At 70.6% G+C, this 25,418-nt stretch carries 23 protein-coding genes; 8 read left to right on the top strand and 15 right to left on the bottom strand.

Annotation, left to right across the window (positions count from 1 at the left end):
- Nucleotides 1-47: 47 nt before the first annotated feature.
- From prfA to AC2DFQ_RS00580, 9 genes are all read right to left on the bottom strand, one after another.
- Nucleotides 48-1,124, bottom strand: coding sequence for a peptide chain release factor 1 (gene prfA, locus AC2DFQ_RS00620; RefSeq protein ID WP_484510010.1), 1,077 nt, complete (start codon nt 1,122-1,124; stop codon nt 48-50).
- A gap of 33 nt (nt 1,125-1,157) precedes the next feature.
- Complete coding sequence (gene rho, locus AC2DFQ_RS00615; RefSeq protein WP_484532622.1) at nt 1,158-3,344, bottom strand: transcription termination factor Rho; 2,187 nt, start codon at nt 3,342-3,344, stop codon at nt 1,158-1,160.
- A 192-nt stretch (nt 3,345-3,536) separates the two neighbouring features.
- A complete protein-coding gene (thrB, locus tag AC2DFQ_RS00610; RefSeq protein ID WP_484532621.1) occupies nt 3,537-4,448 on the bottom strand; it encodes a homoserine kinase in 912 nt (303 codons plus the stop codon).
- The gene (gene thrC, locus AC2DFQ_RS00605) at nt 4,445-5,527 is read right to left on the bottom strand and encodes a threonine synthase (protein ID WP_484509767.1); all 1,083 of its coding nucleotides are present in this window, start codon (nt 5,525-5,527) and stop codon (nt 4,445-4,447) included. Before thrC ends, thrB begins: the two co-directional genes overlap by 4 nt.
- Nucleotide 5,528: 1 nt before the next feature.
- A complete protein-coding gene (locus AC2DFQ_RS00600) occupies nt 5,529-6,884 on the bottom strand; it encodes a homoserine dehydrogenase (RefSeq protein ID WP_484509768.1) in 1,356 nt (451 codons plus the stop codon).
- Nucleotides 6,881-8,326: a diaminopimelate decarboxylase gene (lysA, locus tag AC2DFQ_RS00595; RefSeq protein ID WP_484533115.1), complete on the bottom strand. Its 1,446-nt coding sequence runs from the start codon at nt 8,324-8,326 to the stop codon at nt 6,881-6,883. The genes AC2DFQ_RS00600 and lysA overlap by 4 nt, the downstream gene beginning before the upstream one ends.
- A 187-nt stretch (nt 8,327-8,513) precedes the next feature.
- Nucleotides 8,514-9,326: an LmeA family phospholipid-binding protein gene (locus tag AC2DFQ_RS00590; RefSeq protein WP_484532620.1), complete on the bottom strand. Its 813-nt coding sequence runs from the start codon at nt 9,324-9,326 to the stop codon at nt 8,514-8,516.
- A gap of 2 nt (nt 9,327-9,328) precedes the next feature.
- On the bottom strand, nt 9,329-11,011 hold the full coding sequence (argS, locus tag AC2DFQ_RS00585) for an arginine--tRNA ligase (protein ID WP_484532619.1): 1,683 nt from the start codon (nt 11,009-11,011) through the stop codon (nt 9,329-9,331).
- 242 nt (nt 11,012-11,253) lie between these two features.
- Complete coding sequence (locus tag AC2DFQ_RS00580) at nt 11,254-12,066, bottom strand: transglutaminase-like domain-containing protein (protein ID WP_484532618.1); 813 nt, start codon at nt 12,064-12,066, stop codon at nt 11,254-11,256.
- Between the two features lie 146 nt (nt 12,067-12,212).
- Here AC2DFQ_RS00580 and AC2DFQ_RS00575 point away from each other — a divergent pair, with 146 nt between their 5' ends.
- Nucleotides 12,213-13,043 (top strand): SGNH/GDSL hydrolase family protein, encoded by an 831-nt coding sequence (locus AC2DFQ_RS00575; RefSeq protein WP_484532617.1) that lies wholly within the window; start codon nt 12,213-12,215, stop codon nt 13,041-13,043.
- Between the two features lie 36 nt (nt 13,044-13,079).
- On the opposite strand, the gene AC2DFQ_RS00570 is transcribed toward AC2DFQ_RS00575, so the two are convergent.
- The gene (locus AC2DFQ_RS00570; protein WP_484532616.1) at nt 13,080-13,238 is read right to left on the bottom strand and encodes a hypothetical protein; all 159 of its coding nucleotides are present in this window, start codon (nt 13,236-13,238) and stop codon (nt 13,080-13,082) included.
- A gap of 144 nt (nt 13,239-13,382) precedes the next feature.
- On the opposite strand from AC2DFQ_RS00570, the gene AC2DFQ_RS00565 reads away from it, so the two are divergent.
- Nucleotides 13,383-13,601, top strand: coding sequence for a hypothetical protein (locus AC2DFQ_RS00565; protein WP_484532615.1), 219 nt, complete (start codon nt 13,383-13,385; stop codon nt 13,599-13,601).
- Nucleotides 13,602-13,704: 103 nt separating this feature from the next.
- Complete coding sequence (locus AC2DFQ_RS00560; protein ID WP_484532614.1) at nt 13,705-14,034, top strand: hypothetical protein; 330 nt, start codon at nt 13,705-13,707, stop codon at nt 14,032-14,034.
- A 91-nt stretch (nt 14,035-14,125) separates the two neighbouring features.
- Here AC2DFQ_RS00560 and AC2DFQ_RS00555 read toward each other — a convergent pair whose 3' ends face one another.
- Nucleotides 14,126-14,335: a hypothetical protein gene (locus AC2DFQ_RS00555; RefSeq protein WP_484532613.1), complete on the bottom strand. Its 210-nt coding sequence runs from the start codon at nt 14,333-14,335 to the stop codon at nt 14,126-14,128.
- An 87-nt stretch (nt 14,336-14,422) separates the two neighbouring features.
- Entirely contained in the window at nt 14,423-14,761 is a 339-nt protein-coding gene (locus AC2DFQ_RS00550) for a sugar ABC transporter ATPase (RefSeq protein ID WP_484509777.1), read from the bottom strand.
- 155 nt (nt 14,762-14,916) lie between these two features.
- Between AC2DFQ_RS00550 and AC2DFQ_RS00545 the strand changes: the two genes are divergently transcribed.
- Nucleotides 14,917-15,756 (top strand): SDR family oxidoreductase, encoded by an 840-nt coding sequence (locus tag AC2DFQ_RS00545; RefSeq protein ID WP_484509778.1) that lies wholly within the window; start codon nt 14,917-14,919, stop codon nt 15,754-15,756.
- Between the two features lie 43 nt (nt 15,757-15,799).
- Here the strand turns inward: AC2DFQ_RS00545 and AC2DFQ_RS00540 are convergent, their stop codons facing one another.
- A complete protein-coding gene (locus AC2DFQ_RS00540) occupies nt 15,800-16,567 on the bottom strand; it encodes a LuxR C-terminal-related transcriptional regulator (protein WP_484532612.1) in 768 nt (255 codons plus the stop codon).
- A 400-nt stretch (nt 16,568-16,967) separates the two neighbouring features.
- Between AC2DFQ_RS00540 and AC2DFQ_RS00535 the strand changes: the two genes are divergently transcribed.
- The 4 genes from AC2DFQ_RS00535 to AC2DFQ_RS00520 all read left to right on the top strand — a co-directional run bounded on the left by AC2DFQ_RS00535 (nt 16,968) and on the right by AC2DFQ_RS00520 (nt 21,403).
- The gene (locus tag AC2DFQ_RS00535) at nt 16,968-18,500 is read left to right on the top strand and encodes a Cys-Gln thioester bond-forming surface protein (RefSeq protein WP_484532611.1); all 1,533 of its coding nucleotides are present in this window, start codon (nt 16,968-16,970) and stop codon (nt 18,498-18,500) included.
- Nucleotides 18,497-19,999: a Cys-Gln thioester bond-forming surface protein gene (locus AC2DFQ_RS00530; RefSeq protein WP_484532610.1), complete on the top strand. Its 1,503-nt coding sequence runs from the start codon at nt 18,497-18,499 to the stop codon at nt 19,997-19,999. Before AC2DFQ_RS00535 ends, AC2DFQ_RS00530 begins: the two co-directional genes overlap by 4 nt.
- A gap of 99 nt (nt 20,000-20,098) precedes the next feature.
- Nucleotides 20,099-20,926: a universal stress protein gene (locus tag AC2DFQ_RS00525; RefSeq protein ID WP_484509782.1), complete on the top strand. Its 828-nt coding sequence runs from the start codon at nt 20,099-20,101 to the stop codon at nt 20,924-20,926.
- 69 nt (nt 20,927-20,995) lie between these two features.
- Complete coding sequence (locus AC2DFQ_RS00520; RefSeq protein WP_484509783.1) at nt 20,996-21,403, top strand: HIRAN domain-containing protein; 408 nt, start codon at nt 20,996-20,998, stop codon at nt 21,401-21,403.
- A 34-nt stretch (nt 21,404-21,437) separates the two neighbouring features.
- On the opposite strand, the gene AC2DFQ_RS00515 is transcribed toward AC2DFQ_RS00520, so the two are convergent.
- A complete protein-coding gene (locus tag AC2DFQ_RS00515; protein ID WP_484532609.1) occupies nt 21,438-22,640 on the bottom strand; it encodes a Fic family protein in 1,203 nt (400 codons plus the stop codon).
- Nucleotides 22,641-22,676: 36 nt separating this feature from the next.
- Nucleotides 22,677-25,418, bottom strand: coding sequence for a cation-translocating P-type ATPase (locus tag AC2DFQ_RS00510; protein ID WP_484532608.1), 2,742 nt, complete (start codon nt 25,416-25,418; stop codon nt 22,677-22,679).

The following is a 25,418-nucleotide window of genomic DNA, read 5'->3' as shown; positions in this document are numbered from 1 at the left end:
GCGAAACACGACGGATTGTGGCGACTCGACGGCCCGGGAGCGGGGGGTCAGGAGGCGGAGAGGGCGGCGAGGCGCGCTTCCTCGTCGGCGGAGATGGCCGACTCGATGAGGGGGCCGAGGGCGCCGTCGAGCACCTGATCGAGGTTGTACGCCTTGTAGCCGGTGCGGTGATCGGCGATGCGGTTCTCGGGGAAGTTGTACGTCCGGATGCGCTCGGACCGGTCCATGCCGCGGATCTGCGACTTGCGCGCGTCCGAGGCCGCCGCATCCCGTTCCTCCTGCTGCTTCGCGAGGAGCCGGGCACGGAGCACCCGCATCCCGGCCTCGCGGTTCTGCAGCTGAGACTTCTCGTTCTGCATCGACACGACGATGCCGGTCGGAAGGTGCGTGATGCGCACGGCCGAGTCGGTCGTGTTCACCGACTGCCCGCCGGGGCCCGACGAGCGGAAGACGTCGATCTTCAGGTCGTTCGGATCGATCTGCACCTCTTCGGGCTCATCCACCTCGGGGAAGACGAGCACGCCCGTCGTGGAGGTGTGGATGCGGCCCTGCGACTCGGTCGCCGGCACGCGCTGCACGCGGTGCACGCCGCCCTCGTACTTCAGGTGCGCCCAGACGCCCTGCGCGGGGTCGTTCGAGGAGCCCTTGATGGCGACCTGAACGTCCTTGTATCCGCCGAGGTCGGACTCGTTGCGCTCCAGCATCTCCGTCTTCCAGCCCTGGGATGCCGCGTACTGGAGGTACATCCGCAGGAGGTCGGCGGCGAACAGCGCACTCTCGGCGCCGCCCTCTCCCGACTTGATCTCCATGATCACGTCACGCGCATCGTCGGGGTCACGCGGGATCAGGAGGCGGCGCAACCGTTCCTGCGTCGCGGTGACCTGCTCTTCGAGAGCGGGCACCTCTTCGGCGAACGCCTCGTCGTCCTTCGCGAGCTCCCGCGCGGCGGCGAGGTCGCTCACCGCTCCCGTCCACGCCTCATAGGCGTGGACGATGCGATTCAGCTCGGCGTACCGCCGGTTGACGCGCTTGGCGCGCCCCGCATCCGCGTGGACCGCAGGGTCGTTGAGTTCGAGCTCGACGGCCTTGTGCTCCTCGAGGAGCCCCCGGACCGACTCGAGCATTCCCGACGCTTCGACGGGCTCAGCGGCCACGACTCAGCGGATGCTGTTGTCGTGCCCGTGTGCGCCGCCGGCGCCGTGCGCCGGTGCGGGCATCGACTTCTGCATCTGTACGAGGAACTCCACGTTGGACTGCGTCTCCTTCAGCTTGCCGAGGACGACCTCCAGCGCCTGCTGGGTGTCGAGACCGGCCAGGGCGCGGCGGAGCTTCCACGTGATCTTCACCTCGTCGGGCGAGAGGAGCATCTCCTCGCGCCGCGTGCTGGAGGCGTTGACATCCACCGCGGGGAAGATGCGCTTGTCGGCCAGCTGGCGGCTGAGGCGCAGCTCGCTGTTGCCGGTGCCCTTGAACTCCTCGAAGATGACGTCGTCCATCTTGGAGCCGGTCTCCACGAGAGCGGTCGCGAGGATCGTGAGAGACCCGCCGTTCTCGATGTTGCGCGCGGCGCCGAAGAAGCGCTTGGGCGGGTACAGCGCGGATGCGTCGACCCCACCGGTGAGCACGCGGCCCGACGTGGGCGCGGTGATGTTGTAGGCGCGGCCCAGGCGGGTGATCGAATCCAGCAGCACGACCACGTCGCGACCGAGCTCCACCAGGCGCTTGGCGCGCTCGATCGCGAGCTCGGCGACCGTGGTGTGGTCTTCGGCCGGGCGGTCGAACGTCGAGGCGACGACCTCGCCGCGTACCGTGCGCTGCATGTCGGTGACCTCTTCGGGCCGCTCGTCGACGAGGACGACCATGAGGTGCACCTCGGGGTTGTTCTGCGCGATCGCGTTGGCGATCTGCTGCAGGACGATCGTCTTGCCGGCCTTCGGCGGCGCGACGATCAGGCCGCGCTGCCCCTTGCCGATCGGGGCGACGAGGTCGATGATCCGCTGCGTGAGCTTCTCCGGAGCCGTCTCCAGCCGGAGGCGCTCCTGCGGGTACAGCGGCGTCAGGTCGCCGAACTCGACGCGCGTGGCGGCGTCATCGACCGACAGCCCGTTGATGGCGTCGACCTTGACCAGCGCGTTGTACTTCTGCCGGCCCGACTGCTCATTGTCGCGGGGCTGCTTGATGGCCCCGACGACGGCGTCGCCCTTGCGCAGGTTGTACTTCTTCACCTGGCCGAGGGAGACGTAGACGTCACTCGGGCCCGGAAGGTAGCCGGTGGTGCGGACGAACGCGTAGTTGTCGAGGACGTCGAGGATGCCCGCGATGGGGATGAGCACGTCGTCGTCGTTGATCTCGGTGTCGAACTCGTCGGTGGGGGTCTGACCGCGGCGCTTGTTGCGCTGACGGTTGCGACCGTTGCCCTGGTCGCCGTCCAGCTCCGCGGCCGGCTGCTGCGGCTGCTGACGCTCCCGCTGCTGTCGCTCGGGCTGCTGGGGCTCCTGCTGCTGGCGCTCCTGCTGCGGGCGCTCGGGCTGCTTGTCCGCCTGCTGGTCGCTGTTCGAGCCGCCTGCGTTGCGGTTGCGGTTCCGGTTCCGGTTGCGGTTCCGGTTGCGACCCGAGGAGGCGCCGTCTTCGGGCTGCTCGGCGTCGGTGGAACCCGATTCGGCCTGAGCGGAATCCGCGGGCGCGTCGGCGGCCGGGGCCTGAGGGCCCTGGGAGTCGGCGGGGGCTGCCACGGGGGCATCGGTGGTCGGGGCCTCGGCGGTCGGGGCCTCGGATGCGTCGGCCGGGGCCTCTCGCGGTGCCTCGACGGTGGCCGGGTCAACCGGGGCGTCAGCGGCCGCGGGGGCGGCGTCGGCAGGCGCGGCGTCGGCCGCGGGGGCTTCGGCCGGCACGGCGTCGGCGGGAGCGGCGTCGGCGGCGGGGGCTTCGGCCGCGGGGGCCTCGGCGGGCACGTCGCTGCTCTTGGCGCGGCGCGGGGCGCGCTTGCGCGGCGTGCGCGCGGGCTTTTCGGCCACGGGTGCCGGCGTCTCGTCAGCGGCCGGAGCCTCGGCGGGTGCCGGAGCCTCGTCAGCGGCCGGAGCGTCGGCGGGGGCCGGCGCGGCAGCTGCCGGCGCATCCTGGGCGGGGGCGTCCACGGCCGGAGCGGCCTGCGGCTCGACCGGCGCCTCTTCGACCGGAGCGTCTTCGGCCACCGCCGGCGCGTCATCCGCGGCGGGAGCCTCGCCGGCAGGCGTGGCCTCCTCGACGGCGTCAGCCGATGTCTCGACCGCGGCGGCGGTGTCTTCGGTGTTCGTCGCGTCGTCGGACGACGCGTCGACACCCTGGATCTCGGAGATGGACTCCACGAGTGCTCCCTTGTGAAACGGATGATTGACCGCACACGACACCGGAGAGAACAGGCATCGGCCCTTTGACAAGCTCGGGGTTCCGCTCCGCGATTCGCCGGCCGAAGCGGCCGAGGCGGGTTGCGGGTGCGTGCGGTGGTTTTCGCAGATTTGCGACGGGGGCCAGATTCACGTGGTACGTGGAACCCCCCGCTACTCCCTCACTGTACCACCCTTGACGTCGACGGCGAGCATGTGGGCCTCCCACGGGGTGTCGACGAGGGACGCCGCAAGGTCCGCCGCCTCCTGGCGGCGACCGGGCCCGTCGGCGAGCACGAGGACGCTCGGGCCGGCGCCGGAAACGACCGCCGCGTACCTTTCCGCCCGCAGCGCCCGGACGAGCCGGTCGGTCTCGGGCATGGCTTGCGCGCGGTAGCTCTGATGCAGCTTGTCTTCGGTGGCGGCCATCAGCAGCTCCGGGCTCTGGGTGAGCGCGGCGATGAGGAGGGCCGAACGCGACACGTTGAACACGGCGTCCTCGCGCGGCACCTGGAGCGGCTGCAGGCTGCGGGCCACCTTCGTCGACATCGTGAACTCCGGCACCATCACCAGCGGCGCGACGCCGCGATGCACGATGAGCTGCTTGTGCTGCGCGCCCGTCTCATCCAGCCACGCGATCGTGAGCCCGCCGAAGAGGGCCGGGGCGACGTTGTCGGGATGCCCCTCCAACTCGGTGGCCAGGCGCAGCAGCGCGTCGGGGGCGAAATCCACCTCGCCCTCCAGGAGCCCCTTCGCCGCGAGCAGACCCGAGACGACGGCCGCTCCGGATGACCCCATCCCCCGCCCGTGCGGAATGACGTTGTGCGCTTCCAGCCGCACGCCGGGAAGCTCCCGGCCGGCGGCGGCGTACGCGTGCGCCATGGCGCGCACGACGAGGTTGGATGCGTCGCGGGGAACGGATGCGGCGCCCTCGCCCGTCACCTCCACCTCGATCCGGTCTCCGGGGAGCTCGGTGACGACGAGTTCGTCGTAGACGCTGAGCGCAAGCCCGAGGGTGTCGAATCCAGGACCGAGGTTCGCGCTGGTGGCCGGCACGCGCACCTGCACGCGACGCCCTGCGGTCATGCCCGGGCCGGGGCGAGCTCGAGGACGGCGGCGACCTCGCTGGTCGCCGCATCCACCACCGTGGGCTCGACGGAGGAGCCGTCGGCGTTGCGGAGAGCCCACTGCGGGTCTTTCAGCCCGTGCCCGGTGACCGTGAGCACGACACGTGCACCGGCGGGGACGATGCCGGCCTCCGCCCGGTCGAGGAGACCGGCGACGCTGATGGCGGAGGCGGGCTCGACGAAGATGCCGACCTCGCCGGCCAGGAGTTTCTGGGCTGCGAGGATCCGCTCGTCGTCGATGGCACCGAAGTAGCCGTCGGTGGCCTCTCGGGCCTCGATGGCCAGCTCCCACGACGCGGGGTTGCCGATGCGGATGGCGCTGGCCACCGTGTCGGGGTTGCGCACAACCTCGCCGTGCACGAGCGGGGCGCTACCGGCTGCTTGGAAGCCGAACATGCGCGGCACGCGCGTGGAGACCCCTCGGGCGGCCTCTTCCCGGTACCCGCGCGAATACGCGGTGTAGTTGCCGGCATTGCCGACGGGGATGAAGTGGAAGTCGGGTGCATCCCCCAGCGCCTCGACGATCTCGTAGGCGGCGGTCTTCTGGCCTTCGATGCGATCGGGATTGACCGAGTTCACCAGGTGCACGGCGTAGTTGTCGGCGAGCTCCCGGGCGATCTCGAGGCAGTCGTCGAAGTTGCCCCGCACCTGGATGAGGCGGCCGTTGTGGGCGACGGCCTGGCTCAGCTTGCCCATCGCGATCTTCCCCTCGGGAACGAGCACGGCGGCGGTGATGCCGGCGTGGGCGGCGTACGCCGCCGCGGATGCCGAGGTGTTGCCCGTCGATGCGCAGATGACCGCCTTCGCGCCGTGCTCGACCGCGCGGGAGAGGGCGACGGTCATGCCGCGGTCTTTGAACGAACCGGTGGGGTTCATCCCCTCGTACTTCACCCATACGTCCGCTCCCGTGCGGCGCGAAAGCGCCGGAGCGGGAAGCAGCGGCGTGCCGCCTTCGCCCAGGGTCACGATGGTGGAGGCGTCGGTGACGCCGAGGCGATCGGCGTATTCGCGGAGGACTCCGCGCCAGACGTGTGCCATGTCAGTCTCCTTCCACGCGCAGCACCGAGACGACGCGTTCGACCACGCCGCTCTCCGCCAGACGCGTCACGGTCTCGCTCAGGTGCTGTTCACGTGCTTCATGGGTGCCGATGACCAGACGCGCCATCGGGATTTCTGGGCCGGATGCGGTCGATTCGACAGCGGCGACGGACCCGGTGCGGGCCCGGGGGATGACGGTCTGCTCGACGGTCGCGATCGACACGCGTCCCTCGCTGAGGATGCCGGCGATGGTGGCGAGCACGCCCGGCTCGTCGTCGACTTCGAGGGTGATCTGGTACCGCGTCGTGACATGACCGATCGAGACGATGGGCAGATTCGCGCGCGTGGACTCGGCGACCCCCACTCCGCCGGCGATGTGACGGCGTGCGGCGGAGACGACGTCACCGAGAACGGCCGAGGCCGTCTGCACGCCACCGGCACCGGCGCCGTAGAACATGAGGTTGCCGGCGGCCTCAGCTTGAACGAACACCGCGTTGTGGGCGCCGTGCACGCTCGCCAGCGGGTGGGCACGGTCGACGAGGGCCGGGTACACGCGCACCGAGATCGACTCCGAGCCGTCGTCGGCGAGCAGCCGCTCGCAGACTGCGAGCAGCTTGACGACGTAACCGGCGTGGCGGGCGGCATCGATGATGTTCTTGTCGATGCCCGTGATGCCCTCACGGTGCACCGTGTCCAGCGGGACGGTCGTGTGGAAGGCGAGGCTGGCCAGGATCGCCGCCTTCTGCGCGGCGTCGTGGCCTTCGACATCGGCGGTGGGGTCGGCCTCCGCGTACCCGAGCGCCTGCGCCTGGGCGAGCACGTCGGCGAACTCTGCGCCCTCGACGTCCATACGGTCGAGGATGTAGTTCGTGGTGCCGTTGACGATGCCCATGATCCGCTGCACGCGGTCGCCGGCGAGCGAGTCGCGCAGCGGGCGGATGATCGGGATCGCGCCGGCGGCGGCGGCTTCGTAATACACCTGGGCGCCCACCTGGTCGGCCGCCTCGAAGATCTCGGGGCCGTGCGTGGCCAGCAGCGCCTTGTTGGCGGTGACCACGTCGGCCCCGGCGTTGATCGCCTGCAGGAGGTAGGTGCGCGCGGGCTCGATGCCGCCCATGAGCTCGATGACGATGTCGGCTCCGACCAGCAGCGGCTCGGGGTCGGTGGTGAAGAGTTCGCGCGGCAGGTCGACCTCGCGGGCCGCGTCCAGGTCGCGCACGGCGATGCCGACGAGCTCCAGGGTTGCTCCGGCGCGGTCGGCCAGCTCCGCACTGTGCTTGAGCAGCAGTGCGGCGACCTGTGATCCCACGGCGCCGGCGCCCAGGAGAGCCACACGCAGACGGCGGTACTCGGTCACTTCGACTCGCTCCGCTCGCTCGGTACCGGCATGCTCTTCCCTTCGTTGTGCCCAGCGCCCGTGTCGCGGGCGAGGAGGTCGGCGACGGTCTCCCGCCGCACGAGGACGCGCGCCCGGCCTTCGCTCACGGCGATGACCGGCGGACGCGGGGTGTAGTTGTAGGTGCTCGCGAGCGAGAAGCAGTACGCGCCGGTGGCGGGGACGGCCAGCAGGTCGCCGGGAGTGACGTCGCCGGGCAGGTATTCGGCGTCCACCACGATGTCGCCCGACTCGCAGTGATGCCCCACGACCCGCACGAGGGCGGGGTCGGCGTCGCTCGTGCGGGAAGCCAGACGTGCGCTGTACTGCGCGCCGTACAGCGCGGTACGCACGTTGTCGCTCATCCCGCCGTCGACGCTCACATAGAGACGCCGGAGGTCCTCGGTCACGGCGACGGGCTTGACGGTGCCGACCTCGTACAGGGTGATCCCGGCCTGGCCGACGATCGCCCGCCCTGGTTCGAAGGCGAGTTCGGGGAGCGGGATGCCGCGCACGGCGCACTCGTCGGCCACCGCATCCACGATCCCCGCCGCGATCTCTTCGAGAGGACGCGGCGAGTCGGCCGACGTGTAGGCGATCCCGAAGCCCCCGCCGAGGTTGAGGAGCGGAATGTCGCCTCCGCCGAGGAGGTCGGCGTGGAGGTCGACCAGCCGTCCGGCCGAGGCGCGGAAGCCGTCCGCGTCGAAGATCTGCGACCCGATGTGCGCGTGCAGGCCGGTGAATCTCAGACCAGGAAGCTCGCGGATGCGCGCGACGGCGCGGGGCACGTCCTCGACGGCGAATCCGAACTTCTGGTCTTCGTGCGCGGTGGCCAGGAACGCGTGGGTCTCGGCGTGCACGCCCGTCCGCACCCGCACGAGGACCGGCTGGATCGCTCCGCGACGTTCGGCGACGGCGGAGAGCCGTTCGATCTCGATGTCGCTGTCGACGATGACCGTTCCGACGCCCACGTCCACGGCGCGCTCGAGCGCAGCAGGGGACTTGTTGTTGCCGTGGAAGCCGAGGAGGCCCGGCTCGATCCCCGAGGCCAGCGCCACTTCGAGCTCGCCGTGGCTGCACACGTCCACGCGCAGCCCCTCCTCGGCGACCCAGCGGGCGACATCGGTGGTCAGCAGGGCCTTGCCGGCGTAGTAGACGCGGGCGGTCGCGCCGTGGCGCGCCGCCGCGTCGCGGAATGCGGCGAGCGCGCGCCGCGCGTGGGCGCGGACGTCGTCCTCGTCCATGACGTACAGGGGCGTGCCGTACTCGGCAGCCAGCTGCCGAGTGGAGACGCCACCGATGTGCAGGGCTCCGGCGTCGTCGCGCCGGGTGGAGGAAGGCCAGATGGCGGGGTCCGCAGCGTTCGCGTCGTGCGGCACGCGCAGCCACTCCGGCACCAGTGGCGTGGAGGGCGAGGCGGACACGGACAGGACCAATCGGGTGGATGCGGCAGTGCGGGCGGCCGCGGGAGCAGCGTCAGCCGCGGCGGAACGGCTCACGCCGGGCAGTGCTTGCAGTCTAGCGGGACACCCGCGCCGCTCCCGTACCCCGCCACGCACGGGGATGAGGGGCCACCCCGGGCGGGCACGGCCGCCGATCCACGCCGCGCGATCACGGGCATGCGCCGGGCTGGCGGAGCGCGGGGTCGATGATCACGGCGCCGTCGATGTCGAACGTCGCCACGACCGCGCTGTTGTCCACGGCGGCCGAGGTGAGAGTGAGGGCGGCGGGCAGGTGCTCGGCGATGCACACGCTCCACTGGCGCAGCACGGCGTCGGCCAGACCTCCGAACCGGGTGCGGAGGGCGTCGGCGGTGACGTCGGTGCCGCCCAGTTGGAACGCCACGGGGGTCATGGTGAGGTCGCCGTCGGCTGCTCCCGGCTGCAGGGCCACGCCCAGCGGAATCGCCGCCCCGAACAGCGACAGCTCGGTGGAGACGGTCACGGTCGGGCCGGAGATGGCCACCGTGTCCCCCGGGAATCCATCGATGGTGCTCAGCAGGGCTCGCAGCTGCTGCTCATCCAGGCGCACCGTGGCCGAACCCGGCCCGGCCGCCGCATCCGCGGAAACCGGCACGTCGGTGAGGGTCACGACCACGTCACCCGCGACCGGTCCGAGAGCCACGTCCGGTGACCCGACGGTGATCTCCCTGAGCCGTCCGGAGAGGAGCTGAGGCAGCACCAGTCCGTCCACCTCCACGTCGACCGGCTGGTCGGCGGGAAGATCGAGCTGCGTCACGACGAGTTGACGGACACCGCCCTGCACCGCACCGCGGGCCAGCATCTCGGCCCCCACCGCCGCGCCGACGATGAGCGCCACCACGACAGCGAGCGTCGCGATCCACGGCCACGCGCGGCGCCGCCGACGCGGAGACGGTTCGGAGGGCTGGAGGTCGAACGGCAGCGTGGCGCGGTCGTCGGTCATCGCTACATCCGTTCGGGCGCACTGACCCCGAGCAGATCCAGACCGTTGCGCAGCACCTGGCCGGTGGCATCGTTGAGCCACCGGCGGGTGCGATGCAGGGTCTCGACGGGCTCGTCACCCAGCGGGATCACGCGGCAGTTGTCGTACCAGCGGTGGTAGAGGCCGGCGAGCTCCTCGAGGTAGCGGGCCACCCGATGCGGTTCCCGCACCTCCGCGGCGAACGCGACCGTGCGCGGGAACTCCTGCAGCGCGCCCAGCAGCGCCGACTCGGTCTCGTGCGAGAGCAGCTCGGGTGCGAACTCCGACCGGTCCACGCCCGACGCCTCGGCGTTGCGGGCCACGTTGTGGGTGCGGGCGTGCGCGTACTGGACGTAGAAGACCGGGTTGTCGTTGGTGCGCTTCTGCAGGATCTCGGGGTCGAGCGTCAGCGGTGAGTCGGCCGGATAGCGCCCGAGGGAGTATCGCAGCGCGTCGGTGCCGAGCCATTGCCGGAGGTCGTCGAGTTCGATGATGTTGCCGGCGCGCTTGCTCAGTCGCGCGCCGTTGATCGACACGAGCTGCCCGATGAGCACCTCGACATCCTTGTCCGGGTCGTCCCCGGCGGCACCGGCGAGCGCCTTCAGGCGGTGCACGTAGCCGTGGTGGTCGGCGCCGAGGAGATAGATCTTGTGCGCGAATCCGCGGTCGCCCTTATTGAGGTAGTACGCGGCGTCGGCGGCGAAATACGTGTACACGCCGTTGGCGCGGCGGATGACGCGGTCTTTGTCGTCGCCGAAGTCGGTCGTGCGCACCCAGACGGCGCCATCCTCGTCGAAGACGTGCCCCTGGGCCCGCAACCGCTCCACCGCCTCGTCGACGAGGCTCGGACCGCCGCTCTCCGGTGCTGCGTGCAGGACGCGCTCGGAGAACCAGACGTCGAAGTGCACGTTGAATGCCTCGAGCGAGGCCTGGATCTCGCCCAGCTGCAGCTGGTAGGCGCGCTCGGTCACGAAGGCCAGTTGTTCCTCCGGCGACGCCTCGAGCACCCCGCCGGGCTTCCCGGCGAAGGGGGTGTCACGCACGCGGTCGGCGAGGACCTGGATGTATTCCCCCGCATAGCCGTCCTCGGGCGCGGGCTCCCCGAGCACGGCAGCCAGGACGGAGCGACCGAACCGCTCCATCTGCGCCCCCGCGTCGTTGATGTAGAACTCGCGCACGAGGGTCGCGCCGCTAGCGAGGAGGAGGCGTGCGATCGAGTCCCCCAGCGCCGCCCACCGCGTGTGGCCGATGTGCAGCGGTCCCGTGGGGTTCGCCGAGACGAATTCGAGGTTGATCGTGTTCCCGCGCTGGGACTCGTTCGCACCGAAGGCCGCGCCGGCTTCGACGATCGTGCGCGCGAGGGCTCCCGCTGCCGCCGCATCCAGACGGATGTTGATGAAGCCCGGGCCGGCGACCTCGACGCTCGCAATGCCGTCGACCCCGGCGAGTGCCTCGGCGATCTCGGCGGCGAGCTCACGCGGGTTGGCGCCGACGGCCTTGGCGAGTTTGAGCGCTGCGTTGGAGGCCCAGTCTCCGTGGTCGCGGTTCTTCGGACGCTCCAGAGGAAGGTCGGCGGCGCTGAGACCCGCTGTCGAACCCTCTCGTCGAGCCTCCGCGATCGGTGTCACAACGGCGAGCAGAGCGGAGGAGAGGGCTTCGGGATCCATAGCCTCTTCATCCTACGTTCGCGCCGGTGGGCGAACCTGCGCGTGATCGGATGCCTGCGGCGAGTCCGGACACGGGTGGGGCGAGCGGTCCGCCGGTCCCCCACGGCGGACCGCCCATTCCCCCTCGGTCAGTGACGACCGATGACGACAGGCTGGCAGACCACCCGCAACGAAAGCGCAAGACAAGCGCAAGACGAGCACAAGATCTTCCCCGCCGCGGAGAGCTCCCGTTTCGCCACGGGTCAGGCCATCCGGACGAGCGACAAGTGGTCGTCGGCGCCCCTCTCCGCGGTGGAGCCGTCCGCGGCGAGCCGGGCATCGACGTACATCCGCTCGAGACCGACGTTCCCGCCGTGATAGCTCAGGAATGCGCAGTCCGCGGCGTCCCGTCCGGTCGCGATCCGCACGAGCGAACGCCGGTCGGCCAAGCGCGTCGCGTCGATGACGTACCAGGCGCCATCGAGGTACGCCTCGGCCACCGCATGGAAGTCCATGGGCTCGAGGCCCGGGGCGTAGCACGCCGCGTAGCGGGCGGGCACATCCATCGCCCGCAGAAGAGCGATCACGACGTGGGCGTAGTCGCGGCACACCCCCTGGCCACTCGCGAGCGTCGCGACGGCACTGTCAGTGCCGAGACTGACGCCCGGGGTGTACGTCACGCCGGATGCGACGAATGAGGACACCGCGTCGACGAGGTCGACCCCGTGGAGGCCGCGGAACTGCCGGCGCGCCTGGCCGAACACCTCGTCGGACTGGCAGTACCGGCTCGGGCGCAGATAGGTGATCGCGTCCAACTCCCCTGGCGGTTCGGCCGGGAACGACCCCTCGATCGTCGCGGAGTAGCGCACCTCGAGCGGACCGGCATCCGCCGTGAAACGGTGCAGGCGGCTGCCGGCGGCATCGATGATCTCGGTCGCCGTATGGCGCCGGTCACCCTGCGCGAACGTCAGTGATTCGGTGACGACGGGTGCGCCCTGAGCGGCCGTGATCTGCAGGACGAGGTCGACGGAGCCGCCGAGTTCGAGGTCCAGCTCGGCGGTGACGAGGCGCTTCACCGGGCAATCCTCGCATGCCGTCGGCCGCCCCCGATCGTGCGGATCGAGCCGCCGCGATCCCGGCCGCAGGCTGCGGAGGTTCGACGATTCCCCCGGGTTCCGAATCCGGCGTGTCGGCAGCGCGCACGATCATCTACACTCTGCGCGTGACCTCGCCCGCGCTGAGCCGACCACGCCGGCGGCCCCGATGGCCCCTCGTCGTCCTCGCGCTGATGGTCATCATCGTGTGCGCACTCGCCGGGTGGCGCCCCTGGACGCAGCCGAATGCGGTGGTCTCCGCGAGCGGAGAGTCCGCGCCCGTGGCCGCCCCCGCGGCACTGGCGCTTCCGGATGACCCGCGCGTGCTGATCTTCGGCGATTCGTGGACCTACGGCTCGGCCGCATCCGATCCCGCACTCGGCTACGCCTACGTCCTGGGGCAGACCCTCGGGTGGGACACGGTCGTCGACGGCGTGCGCGGAAGCGGCTACCTCAAGCCCGGTTGGGACGGCGGATCCTTCGGCGAGCGCATCGCCGCTCTCGACCCGGCCCTCGACCCCGATCTCGTGATCGTCGAGGGGTCGATCAACGATCGCCGCCTGCCGGCGGAGGGCTACGGCGAGGCCGTCACGGCGGCGTGGGACGCGCTCGCCGGGCTCTACCCCGACGCCACGATCGTCATCCTCGGGCCTGCGCCGCAGGTGCTGCCCGTCGAACCGGCGACCGCCCGCATCGACGGCGACCTCGCCGCCCTCGCCGAGGCGCGCGGATGGTGGTACATCTCGCCGATCGCCGAGGAGTGGATCACGTCGGAGAACTACCTCGCCGTCATCGATACGAGCGATATCGGCCGGGATCACCCCTCCACGGCGGGACACGCCTACCTGGCAGAGCGCGTGGCGGATTCCCTCGCCAGCGTCTCGGCGCCCACCGATGTCATCGCCGACGCACCGATCGGTTCCACCTCCGGCGGCGTGCTCGAACCGTCCGGCGACTGAGCGGCCGCGCCCACCCCGGTCACCGCGCGGGCGCCGTCACGTCTGGCGCCGGATGAAGCGCATCAGCCACGCGATGATGGCCAGCACGAGGATGACGACACCCACCCACAGGAGGAACTTCACCGCCTCCACGAAGATGCCGAGGAGGAGGAGAACGATGCCCACGATGAGAAGGATGACTGCGAGTCCGGCCATGACCCGACACTCCCCTACCGACGGTCCTCGCATCCAGGGCTTGACACCGTCGGCGTGACAGCGCGTACACCGCGGGTCTATCGCCGACAAGCCCCGCTGCCTGCTGCGCTCGGCGGCGTACCGTCGCAGGTCGAAGGAGGCATCATGACCGATTCCACCCCCGTGCCGGCCGCCGCGCCGGGCGATGACGACAACGCCGAAGCGGTACCGGCCCCCGACGAGGGGCCGAGCGGATCCAAAGCGCCCACCGGCGACGACGCGCCGACGGGCGGCGACGAGCTGACCGAGGACAACCTCCAGGCCGACAACGCCGTGGAGGAGGACATGCTGCGGGCACTCGACCCTGGTGCCCCCTCCGCGTGACACGCCGGGAGGGACGCGTTACTTCGCTTGACTGATAGTTAGGATGCCTAGTAATCTTGCTATCGAGGAAGTCACCCGACCTCCCGTCGTCCTAGGAGCCCGCATGGCACACCTCGCACTCGTCGCGCTCGCCGATATCGCCTGGTCCGAGGTCGAGCCCGGGTTCCATGTGGGGTCGCGCCAGGGCGAGTTCGCCGGCTTCGTCGAGAAGACGCCCGACGGGTCGTTCGTGGCCTTCGACGAGTACACCACTCCCATCGGACGGTTCTCCCGCCTGCGCGACGCGCAGAGCTCGCTGTCGACCACCACCACGCCGTCGAACGAGCGCCGTCGGGCGCGGATGCGCCGCGTCAGCCAGACCGCCGCCGCCGTCGCGGGTGGCCTCGCCGGCACGATGGCGCTGACGGCGGGGGTGCTGGCTCCCTACCTCTGAGCCGGCGGATCGTCGGGCGGTAGCCCGCTCCATCGGGCCGTCTGGGTCGCGCGTGGGCCCCACCGATCGGGCTAACGCGCGTCGACCACGGTCAAGCCCGCAGCTGGCCCGGCTCGTAGGACCAGCCGATGCGAGACCACAGCATGGTGTGCTCGGCGGGGGCGATCGTCGCCGTCGGGTCGGTCTTGATGTAGTCGAGCTGCTCGGCCACTTCCACGACGTCGCCCGGGCGGTCGGCATCCAGCAGCTGCGCGCGCACGATGATGCGGCGGGCCTGATCGAGCGTGAGGCGGTGCGTCACGCCACCGACGTTAGCGGCCCCTCCCGACATCTCCGCGGGGCGTGGACCGCCGGGTGGCCCGGAAGGGGCGCCACCCGGCGGCGCCGATCAGTAGTCCTCGGGCGCGAGGTCGCCGTTGCCGTCTTCGCCGAGCTCGGCGATCTCCGGGTCCTGCCCCTGCGTCTCGGGCTGCTGCCACTCGGCGGCGAGGTCTTCTGCCGGGATCTCGTCGTCGGGCGCCGGGATCTCCGCCGGGTCGGCACCGGTCGCCGTCGCCGGGGCGAGGTCGTCCGGCGAGGCTCCCGCATCCAGGGCCGTGGTCGCGTCCCACTCCGCCTGGGCGGGGTCGATCGCGGGGTCCGGCTCGATCGATGTGTCTCCGTCACGCAGCGGTTGGATGCTGGGATCCTCGATCTCCGCGAACGAATCAGACGTGGTGTCGCTCATCATGCTCCTCTCGTTGCATCCATCGAACGAGGTCGGATGCCCGGACCGGGGGGCCTTGACAAGGGCAGGCGGGATGTCAACCCCGATGGCGAAATCGCCGGGATGCTGTCCAGTCGTAGGAGGCAATCCCCGTTTCCGAACCCAGGAGGTCGCGCATGAACCAGCCCGCGCAGCAGCAGCCCGTGCCCGGATCCGATCAGAAGATGGATCCGAAACCGGATTACGGCCAGGACAGCTACCGCGGCTCCGGCCGCCTGGAAGGCAAGGTCGCCCTCATCACCGGCGGCGACAGCGGCATCGGCAAGGCCGTGGCCCTCGCGTATGCGCGGGAGGGCGCCGACGTGGCCATCAGCTACCTGAACGAGCACGAGGATGCGGAGGAGGCGAAGAGGTTCGTCGAAGACGCCGGCCGCCGAGCCCTCCTACTCCCCGGCGACATCTCGGACCCCGCGCACTGCCGGTCGCTGGTCGCTCGTACCGTCGAGGAGCTGGGCGGGCTGGACATCCTCGTCAGCAACGCGGCATTCCAGATGGATCACCCGAGCCTGGACGAGATCTCCGACGAGGAGTGGGACTACACGTGGGCGACCAACGTCAGCGCCTACTTCCACCTCGTGAAGGCCGCTCTGCCGCACCTGAAGCCCGGAGCATCCATCATCGGGTCCTCCTCAATTCAGTCCGACCAGCCCTCGCCGAACCTCCTCCCGTACGCCGCGACCAAGTCGGCGATCGCGAGCATCACCGCGTCGCTCGCGCAGATGCTGGGCGAGCGAGGGATTCGTGCCAACAGCGTCGCACCGGGGCCGGTGTGGACGCCGCTCATCCCCGCGACGATGCCGCCCGACACCGTCGCGAGCTTCGGCGAGCAGACACCCCTCGGCCGCGCCGCGCAGCCCGCCGAGCTCGCGCCGGTGTACGTGATGCTCGCCTCCGACGAGGCCAGCTACGTCTCCGGTGCGCGCATCGCCGTGACCGGCGGGAAGCCGATCCTCTGAGACCGGTCGGCGGCGGTCCCGGTCGAGGTCCCGCCGCCGACCTTCATTTCCGGGCCGGGTCGCCCGCGACCCGGCCCGCGACATCCCCGGAACCGGCCGAGCCTTCCGAGTAAGCCGCATGCCCGTTGTGGGTCATCTCGTAGATGGCGGCCTGAGTGCGGCGCTCGACCTGCAGCTTGGCCATCAACGCGGAGACGTAATTCTTCACCGTCTTCTCCGCCAGGCCGAGCCGGTTTCCGATCTGCCTGTTCGTCATCCCCGTCCCGATCAGTTTCAGAACCTGCTGTTCGCGGGTGGTGAGCTTCGGATCCTGAACCCGGACGGCCATCGGCACGGCAGCGGCGTCGAGGGGAAGGACGCTCGCTCGCGTCATCATGCGCTGCCCGCGCGCCACCCGGCGGATCACGTCGAGGAGAACCCGGGCACGCACGTCGTCCGTGAGATAGCCGTGCGCGTTCGCGGCCTCGGCCGCGCGGCGTGCCTCCTCTCGGTCGGAGCGACCGAAGATCACGCACCGGGCGCGCCGGTTCTTGGCCCGGATCGTGCGCGCCAGGTCGATCGCGCCATCGTCGGGGAGAGAGACGTCGATGATCACGACGTCGGGGCGACTGCGCGCGACTCGGCGGACGCTTCCCGTCACCGCCTCGGCTTCTCCCACGAGATCCAGACCCGGCGTGGTCTCGAGAAGATGTCGGAGCCCACCGCGGACAATCTCCCGGGAGTGGACGAGGAACACCCTCACCGTCGCGGTTTCAGGATTCGGCGCACCACCGGGGCCGACCACGCGCGCGGTCTCCGATTGTCCGGACATGGCGGCACCTCCCGTCCAGATAGTGGGCACAGGATAAGCACGATTTCGCGGTTCCGTAAAGGGCTTCCGCCGCCGCCGATCTGTGCATCGGCCAGGGTCGGATGGCGGCTCTCCCAGGGGACTGTGGACCCCACTGCCGGGCCACGTCGGGTCGGCCGAGGGCGCCGACTGCGGGACCTTGGGCCCTACTGCGAGGCACGGAAAGCGGCTTCACTGAGAATCCCATGACAATGCCCCCTGGACTCGCTAGGAACGACGCCGTCACCGGCGGGCGGCAGCGCCGGTCGGTCTCGACGTGGTCTTGGCCGCGGCCGCGCGGGCGGCTCCCGACCGGCTGAGCCGGACCCGAAAACCCGGGCGCCCGCGCTCACCCTTCCCCTCCCCCCGGAAAGGCCCCCCCTTGACCGCTGCGCCTGCGACCCACCGCCGCCCGCCCCTGCGTCGACGACCGACCGCCCGATTCGGCCTCATGGCGGTCGTCGTCTCCCTGGCTATGCTGATCGTCCCCGTTGGCGGAGCGGCCAACGCGTGGATCGAGGACGGTGCGCCGGTCATCGAGTCGCCGGACGGGCCGGACACCGCGATCGAGTTGGCGTCCACCGGCGCGGGCCAGAGGATCAGCGGCGGATATCCGGCCACCGCCGTCGTGCCGGATCCGCAAGCGGACTACCCTGCCGCACCCCCCGCGGGGTATACCGTGCGGAGCGGGTTCGCCGGCGTGCTCAACGTGGCCCGCGTCTCGGATCTGAGCCAAAGGGGGCAGGTGTTCTGCATCAGCGCTCGCACCCCCGCGTACGTCGGTGTCGGGTACGAGTCCGGCTCCTGGAGCGAGTCGGAGGTAGCGAACCTCGGGCAGGTGGCCTACATCCTGAACAACTACTACCCGGCCGTCCCCGGCGCCCCGGCCACGCTGGGCACGCCGAACCAGCGCGCCGCCGCGGTACAGGCGGCGATCTGGTACTTCACCGACGGCTTCGTGCTCGACCCTGCCGACAGCGTCCGTGCCGCCACGGCCGAGATCATCGCCGACGCGCAGGGGAACTCCCCGGCCCCGGAGCCTGAGCTCCCGCTCGCCATCACTCCGGCCTCGAGCTCCGTGGGGGTGGGCTCCCTTGCCGGACCGTTCACCGTCACCGCCGACGCCGCGGCGGTGACCCTCGCTGTCCCCGCCGGATACGCCATGTACGGCAGTGCGGTCGGGGGCACCCCTCTCCCCAACCCGTACACCACCACCTCGGGCGCACAGGTGTGGGTCGGCAGCGAATCCGGCGCGGCCGATACGACGGTCCTGACCGCGACCGCATCGGTCGCCGTGCCGCGTGGCCGGGTCTACCTCTACGACGGCCTGGCACCGGGCCTCCCGGAGTCCCAGCCTCTCATCCTCGCCGAGACGGCCCAGCTGGAGACGACGGCGACGGCGCAGGCGACCGCCGAGTTCTTCGCCGTGGCCGGCCTCACGATCACCAAGGCCTTCGCCGGTGACGCCGTCGGCCAGCAGGGAGCGATGGAGCTGGTCGTCGACTGCGGCGACGGGGTTCCGCGTTCGACGACCATCCCAGCCGGCGCGTCCACGACTCAGTCGTTCCCGTTCCCGGGTATTCGGGTGGGGGCCACGTGCGTCATCACCGAACCGACGACGGGTGCGACCACCGCGGTGGATGTGACCAGCGACGCGCCTCAGCAGGTCGTGATCACCGACACGGGCGCGACGGCGACGATCACCAATACCGTGACCCGGCGTGGGGATGTGCCCGGGGTTCTCCCGGCGACGGGCACGGAAACTCCGTTCCCGCTCTTGTGGGGCGGCCTCGCGGGGCTGCTGGGGGGCGCCCTCCTGATAGCTGCGCGTCTGACGCTCCTCCGCCGACCCGGGGCGACCGCCTTGGTCGTAGCCGCGCTGGTCCCCCCACACCGACGAAAGGCCTCCCCGTGACCTACTCGCGCCCCCGTCTTCGATCCCGAAACCCCGGCGGACGTCTGCCCGCGTCCGTCCTCTGGGCGACGGCCGCGATGGCCGCGATGGCCGGGATGGCCGCTCTCGCCTTCGTCTTCCTCCCGGTCGGTGGGTCTGCCCAGGCGAGGCTCACCGAGGAGTCTCCCATCATCGAATCGCCGGACGGACCGAACACCGATATCGAGGTGACCGGCGTCGGAACCGGAGCGAGGTTGACGGGAGGGTATCCGGCCACTCCGACGCCGCAGGATCCGACGGCGCCCTACCCCGCTGCACCCCCCGCGGAATACACCCAGGGCGGCGGCCTCACCGGGCTGATCAACACCGCGAGCGTGACTGATCCGGCACTGACCGCGGAGATGTACTGCATCGACGTCCGCGTCGGGACCCTGATCGGCGGCGGTTACGAGAACGGAACGTGGGACGAATCGAACGTCCAGAACCTCGGGTACGTCGCCTACATTCTGAACAACTTCTACCCCGCGGTCCCCGGCGAACCGGCGGGTCTGTCCGAAGGCGAACAGGCCGCCGCCGTGCAATCGGCCATCTGGTACTTCACGGACGGCTTCATCCTGAACGCAGGCTTGCCGATGCGGGCAGCGACGGCAGAAATCATCGCGGCCGCGCAGCTCAACGGCCCTGTGACCGAGCCGCCTCCCCCGGCGGTGTCCATCACCCCGCCCGCTGCCGCCGCGCCGGTGGGGTCGGCGGCCGGCCCGTTCACCGTGGCAACGGACGCCCCCAGCGTGACCCTCTCAGTACCCGACGGGTACACGATGTACGGTGACGCGGCGGCCACCGCTCCTCTCCCCAACCCCTACCCGACCACCTCGGGGGCCCAGGTGTGGGTGGGCAGCGGAACCGACGCGGTAGACCAGACGCTGCTGAGCGCTCGAGCGGTCGTGCCCGTCCAGCGCGGGCGGGTGTACCTCTATGACGGTCTGGCACCGGGCGTCGATGAGTTGCAAAAACTCGTCCTTGCCGAGACGGCCACTTTGGAGGCCACCGCCCAAGCGCCTGCGGAGTTCTTCGCGGCGGCCAGTCTGACCGTCAACAAGGCCTTCACGGGCGCCGGAGTGGGGCAACAAGGGGCAAGTCAGCTGACCGTCGATTGCGGTGACGGCGTGGCACGGGTAGCGGACATCCCCCAGGGCGCGTCCACGACCCAGGTCTTCACCTTCCCGGGCATCGCCGTCGGCGCGACCTGCGTCATCGCTGAGCCCGCGACCGGTGCGACGTCCATGGTGGATGTGACGACCGACGCGCCTCAGGAGGCCTTCATCACCGAGACGGGGGCAACGGCGACGATCACCAACACGGTGACGCGCCGCGCAGAGGTGCCCGGGGTGCTCCCGGCCACGGGGGCGGACACTCCCGCGCCTCTCCTCTGGGCCGGCGCCGGCGGCCTGGTGGTCGGCTCGCTGCTGGTCATCGCCAGCCTGACGCGACGCAGGCCCTCCGCGGCGTCCCCGCGGTGACACGGGACTCGGTGACGCGCGACGGAGCGGTTGAGCACCGTCCCGGCGCTGTACCGGGTGTGGATGTCACACCGATACGCTGGCCGCGGAGGCATACCCATGAACGGAACGATCCTGGTCGGGATGACCGAGTCCCCAGCGGCGCGCGCGGCGGCGGAGTGGGCTGCCCAGCGCGCGTCCGATCGCGGCGATCGGCTCGTGCTGATGTCGGTCGTCGGCGGCGCGCTCGGCGTGGTCGGCGAGGGTGACGTCCTGGAACACGCCGTCGAGACGACCCGGGCGCAACTGGAGCGTGAAGCCGAACGGCTCGGCGCCGTGGAAGTGCGCGTCACGCGTGGCAAGCCGGTGGAGGAACTCCTGACCGCGTCCGAAACTGCCGACCTCCTCGTGATCGGCAGCGACTTCCGCGGCCCCCGATCAGGGATCACTCGTGGCCCCCATGGCGTGCGGGTCGCCGCCGGTTCATCGTGCCCTGTCGTCGTGGTACCCCAGTTCGACCTTGCCGGCCGCACCGGCGTGGTCGTCGGAGTCGACGGCTCCGAACTGTCGGAGGCCGCGATCCGATTCGCCGCCACCGAGGCGGATCGGCTGGGCGAGCCGCTGATCGCCGTCAGCGCGTGGACGCCCATCACCGCGACGCTCGGCGTGATCACCTACCCCGACGACTACCGCGAGAACGCGCGACGGCTGACAGAGGAGGCGATGGGGCTCTCCCTCGCCGGTCTTGCCCAGGACTACCCCGACCTCGAGGTGCGACGAATCGTCGAAGCCAGCGATCCCGCGACACTCATCAATCGCGTGGCCGCCGACGCCCGCCTGGCAGTCGTGGGGTCTCGCGGGCGGGGAGCCGTCGCGCGCTTCCTGCTCGGGTCGACCAGCCACGATGTGCTCCTGACCCTCTCCACGGCCACCGCAGTCGTCCGCTGACACGCCGCGCGGTGCCTGGGGACGGGCAGGCCGGGTGGTCTCACAGGCGCCGGCCGATACCGTCGATACATGCCTGTCTGGTGGGAACGCGTCCGACACCTGCTGTCGATGCCTGCGCTCGACCACGGGACGCTTCCCGACCTGCGCGCACTCCAGTCGACCCGAGTTCGGGTCAAGGGCACCCAGTACCGCGTTCACGATCCGGAGCGGGGCCTCGCCGGCGATCGGCTGTACGTCCTGCGGCGGGAGCCCGGCAATCGACGCCACTCCGCCGCCATTGCGGTGTATGCGGAGGGTCGTGGAATCGGCTATGTCTCGACCGTGCGAGCCGAGCGGATGGCGCCGTTGCTGGACCGCATCGGGGGTGCTGCCCTGGTGAACGGGGTCGGCGCGGACACGGACAGCATCCGGTTATGGGTCGACCTCCCCGACGAGGATGTCCTCCGGGACTTCGTTCATTCCTACCAGCCGGATTGAGCCCTCACGCCTCTGTTGCCCAGACGGCCTCCTGTCACCGGCCGGCGCGCATGCGCTCCTGAATACGCCGGTCGAGGTCGTCCAGCTCGGTCAGCACGTCGGTTGCCACCCACACTCGGCCGCGCTTGCGCGCGGTGACCTCGCGGATCACGCCGGCCGCCTCGAGCCGCTCCACCGCCTGGTAGGCCTGCGCGCGCCCTGCTCCGGAGAACCGTTCGACCTCCGCCGCACCCATTGCCGGGTGCTCCGCGAACGCGGGGATGAGCGCGGCAGCGGCCGACCCCCGCCTCGGCTTCGCCGCGGCACCCCACGCCTCGGGGAGCTCCTTCACGCGGACAGCACCCACACGCGATTCGGTCGCGGCGACGCGCGCGCAGTTCGCGACCAGGACGATGATCGGCGAGGGGTCGCCGTCCCGGTACGCCACGAGCGACTCGAGGTACTCCTCCGGCCGCGCAAGCAGGCCGCAGGTCACCGGCACGAGCGCATGGCTGCTCACCCCCCGCCGCCGTAAGGAGGCACCGAGGAGTGCACGACCGATGCGGCCGTTGCCGCGCACGAACGGGCGGATGGAGAGGAACTGCGCGTGCCCGATGGCAGCCTGCACGATCACCGGGACGTCGTCGCGGTTGAGATACGCCACCAGATCCGCCAGCAGCGCCGGTACCCGAGCCGGAGTCGGTGGCATGTACGCCGCGTCTCGCGGAGCCCCGGCAGAGCCGATCCAGGTCTGCGTGTCGCGCACCTGGCCGGCGACGCCCCCCTCAGCGCCTGCGAGAAGCATCGCATGGGCAGACCGGATGCCGTCGACGGTGAAAAGCCCGTGCGCGTCGATGCTCCCGAGCAGGGCGTCCAGCGCCTCGCCTGCTCGAACCGCCCGCGTCGCGTTCTCGTGGTCGCCGAGCCCCGCCTCCGCCTTCGCGTACTCAGCGGCGCTCACGCCGATGCCGTCGATGCGGGAAGAGGCGATCGACTCGCATCGGATCATGAATCGCCGCACGGCCGCCGGCGCGCCTGCAGCTCCGGTGTCTGCCTGCGCGACCGCGATGAGCGCAGCCTCGCAGGTTCCGACCGTGCGCAGCGACGGAGAGTAGTCCAGGGCCGCGATGGTCGGAGGAATCGCGGCATCGATGGGGACGCTGCCCGAACCGTCTGCGGGGTCCTCGTACGCGTCGCGCGGCAGGGTCTCCGATCGGTGCGCCGGCCATACCTCAACGAATTCACCGAACGAGTTCATAGCCGTACTCTGCCACGTTATTCCGGCTTAGCAGACCTAACCGAGACTGACCCGCCGCCCGGTAGCGTGCCGCCGCGGTCGGCGCTCCGCTGCGATGGCGAACGCCTTCTCCACCTCGACCGCGACGAAAATGGCCGCCGACAGTGCTCCCACGCGGAGCCACTCCTCCGGGCCGAGGGGTGCCGTGTGGAACCAGGCCTGCATGAACGGCGCGTAGATCAGAAGCAGCTGAAGAACCACCAGCACACCGATCGAGTACCACACCACGGGATTCCCGCTCAAGACACGCCACGTGAAGCCGCTGCTGCGCAGGAACCTCGAATTGAAGAGGTACGCGACCTGGGCGAAGACGAGCAGCGTGACCGCGCTGGTCTGGGCCACCGCGAAGGGCGCACCGGTGTTCATCTCGTAGAAGAACACCCCCGTGGATGCTGCGGCGATCAGCAGGGCCGCCCACCCCACGCGAGGCAACAGAATGCGATCGATCACCGGCCCCTGGGCATCCCGGGGTGGACGCTGCATGATGCCCCGCTCAGCCGGCTCGTAGGCGAGAGCGATCGACAACGTGACCGCCGTGACGAGGTTGACCCACAACACCTGCGTCGGTTGCAGTGGCGGGACATACCCGACCAGCACCGCGGTGAGGACGACCAGCGCCTGCCCGAAGGTCGTCGGCAGGATGAACATCAGCGACTTCTGGATGTTGTCGAAGATGCGGCGGCCTTCCGACACCGCGCGCTCGATGGTGGCGAAGTTGTCGTCGGCCAGGACGATATCGGCGGCATCCTTGGTCGCCTCGGTGCCAGTGACGCCCATGGCGATCCCGATGTCGGCGCGGGCGAGGGCGGGCGCATCGTTCACGCCATCGCCTGTCATCGCGACGACCTGGTCGCGGGATTGCAGCGCCCGCACAACCCTGATCTTGTGCTCGGGGCTGGTGCGCGCGAACACGTCGACGTCCGGGGCGATGTGGGCCAGTTCGGCATCGCTCATGGCGTCCACCTCCGCGCCGGTCACCACGAAGGGCGCAGCACGGAGCGCGATACCGAGGTCTCCGCCGATCGCCGCGGCGGTCACGGCGTGGTCGCCGGTGATCATGGTGACGCGGATGCCGGCATCCCGGCACTCGCGGATCGCGCGGATCGCCTCGGGGCGTGGCGGGTCGGCGATGCCGACCAGTCCGAGGAAGGTGAGATCGCGGACCGTAGCGGGGCCGAGCACGTGCGAGGGGGACGCCGGAGCCGAGGCCGCGGCCAGGGTACGCAGACCTCTGCCGCCCAGCTCTGCGATCACGGCGTGCCATCGGCCGGCGTCCAGCGGCCGCACCGTTCCGTCCGGGGCGAGCTCATCGCGGCAGCGCTCGAGCAGACGGTCGGGAGCGCCCTTGGCGATCATGTGCACCACCCCGTCGGCGTCGCGATCGAGCACAGCCATGAACTTGAGCGCCGAGTCGAAGGGCAGCTCGTCGAGCCGGGTACGGCCCGCCGGGTCATAGCCCAGCTTCCGGGCGAGCACCACCAGACTGCCCTCGGTCGGCGCGCCCACCACGGTCCACGCATCGCCGTCGCGCCGCACCGCTGCGTCGTTGCACCGCGCCATGGCCGATACGAGCTCGCCGAGCTCAGGCGCATCCGTCAGCGTCACCACGTTGCCGTCCGAACCGCGCACCTCGCCCTCCGGACGATAACCCTCGCCCGCGACGGCGTAGGTGTCGGCCGGTGTGACGACAGCTCGCACCGTCATCTCGTTGAGCGTGAGCGTGCCCGTCTTATCCGAGCAGATGGTCGTCACGGCCCCGAGCGTCTCGACGGCGGTGAGCTTCCGCGTGATCGCCTGCCGCTTCGCCATCTGCTGCACGCCGAGCGCGAGGGTGATGGTCACGATGGCCGGCAAGCCCTCCGGAACCGCGGCCACCGCGAAGGTGATCGCCGAATCCAGCAGCGACTCAGGCGACTGGTCATGCAGAACCAACCCGACGACCGTCATGACCGCCGCAGTGACGAGGATGAGGACCGCGATCTGCGTGCTGAGCGCCGCGAGCTGTCGGGTCAGCGGCGTCGTGAGGGGCTGCGCCTCGGCGATCAGGCTCTGGATGTGTCCGATCTCCGTGTCACCGCCCGTCGCGGTGACGACGCCGTCCGCGCTGCCACGCGTCACGAGCGTTCCCGAGTACGCCATTCCGACACGATCACCGATCCCCGCATCGGGGATCGTCGCCTCGGTCGATTTGGCAACGGGCACCGACTCGCCCGTGAGGGCTGACTCGTCGATCTCCACCTGCGACGCGGACACCAGGCGCATGTCGGCGGGCACCTTGTCTCCCGCCCGGACGCGGACGATGTCCCCGGGCACCACGTCCTCCGCGGGGATCTCTGCCCAGCGGCCATCACGGCGAACGCGCGCCGACAGGGAGAGCATGTCGCGGATACCGGCGAGCGCCCGCTCCGCCTGCCCCTCCTGGAGGAACCCGATCAGTGCCGTGACGACGGCGACGGCGAGGATGACGCCGAAGTCCAGCCAGTCCCGGTAGACCACCTTGATGACCGCCGAGGCGAGGAGGATGTAGATGAGGATGTTGTGGAAATGGCCGAGCAGTCGCACCAGCGCCGGGCGGCGTCGCTGCTCGGGCAGCCGGTTCGGTCCCCCCTCCGCCAGCCGTGCCGTCGCCTCTGACGTCGACAGGCCCGCGCGGGACGAACCCAGCTCCTCCAGCACTGTCCGGGGAGCCTGGGCGTAGGCGTGGTCCGCAAGAGTACGGACATGAGCGTCGTGGGCCAT

Source organism: Microbacterium sp. Z11_20 (assembly GCF_057197605.1).
The sequence above is the reverse complement of the archived record's forward strand: the minus strand, read 5'-3'. Positions and strand labels throughout refer to the sequence as shown.

What these genes read in the sequence shown, in the direction of transcription:
- AC2DFQ_RS00515 (WP_484532609.1), bottom strand. Translation starts at nt 22,640, where the DNA reads ATGAACTCGTTCGGTGAATTCGTTGAGGTATGGCCGGCGCACCGATCG.
- AC2DFQ_RS00550 (WP_484509777.1), bottom strand. Translation starts at nt 14,761, where the DNA reads ATGAGCGACACCACGTCTGATTCGTTCGCGGAGATCGAGGATCCCAGC.
- AC2DFQ_RS00565 (WP_484532615.1), top strand. Translation starts at nt 13,383, where the DNA reads ATGACCGATTCCACCCCCGTGCCGGCCGCCGCGCCGGGCGATGACGAC.
- AC2DFQ_RS00545 (WP_484509778.1), top strand. Translation starts at nt 14,917, where the DNA reads ATGAACCAGCCCGCGCAGCAGCAGCCCGTGCCCGGATCCGATCAGAAG.
- argS (WP_484532619.1), bottom strand. Translation starts at nt 11,011, where the DNA reads ATGGATCCCGAAGCCCTCTCCTCCGCTCTGCTCGCCGTTGTGACACCG.
- AC2DFQ_RS00570 (WP_484532616.1), bottom strand. Translation starts at nt 13,238, where the DNA reads ATGGCCGGACTCGCAGTCATCCTTCTCATCGTGGGCATCGTTCTCCTC.
- thrC (WP_484509767.1), bottom strand. Translation starts at nt 5,527, where the DNA reads ATGGCACACGTCTGGCGCGGAGTCCTCCGCGAATACGCCGATCGCCTC.
- AC2DFQ_RS00520 (WP_484509783.1), top strand. Translation starts at nt 20,996, where the DNA reads ATGCCTGTCTGGTGGGAACGCGTCCGACACCTGCTGTCGATGCCTGCG.
- AC2DFQ_RS00560 (WP_484532614.1), top strand. Translation starts at nt 13,705, where the DNA reads ATGGCACACCTCGCACTCGTCGCGCTCGCCGATATCGCCTGGTCCGAG.
- AC2DFQ_RS00525 (WP_484509782.1), top strand. Translation starts at nt 20,099, where the DNA reads ATGAACGGAACGATCCTGGTCGGGATGACCGAGTCCCCAGCGGCGCGC.
- AC2DFQ_RS00510 (WP_484532608.1), bottom strand. Translation starts at nt 25,418, where the DNA reads ATGGCCCACGACGCTCATGTCCGTACTCTTGCGGACCACGCCTACGCC.
- prfA (WP_484510010.1), bottom strand. Translation starts at nt 1,124, where the DNA reads ATGCTCGAGTCGGTCCGGGGGCTCCTCGAGGAGCACAAGGCCGTCGAG.
- AC2DFQ_RS00590 (WP_484532620.1), bottom strand. Translation starts at nt 9,326, where the DNA reads ATGACCGACGACCGCGCCACGCTGCCGTTCGACCTCCAGCCCTCCGAA.
- AC2DFQ_RS00540 (WP_484532612.1), bottom strand. Translation starts at nt 16,567, where the DNA reads ATGTCCGGACAATCGGAGACCGCGCGCGTGGTCGGCCCCGGTGGTGCG.
- thrB (WP_484532621.1), bottom strand. Translation starts at nt 4,448, where the DNA reads ATGACCGCAGGGCGTCGCGTGCAGGTGCGCGTGCCGGCCACCAGCGCG.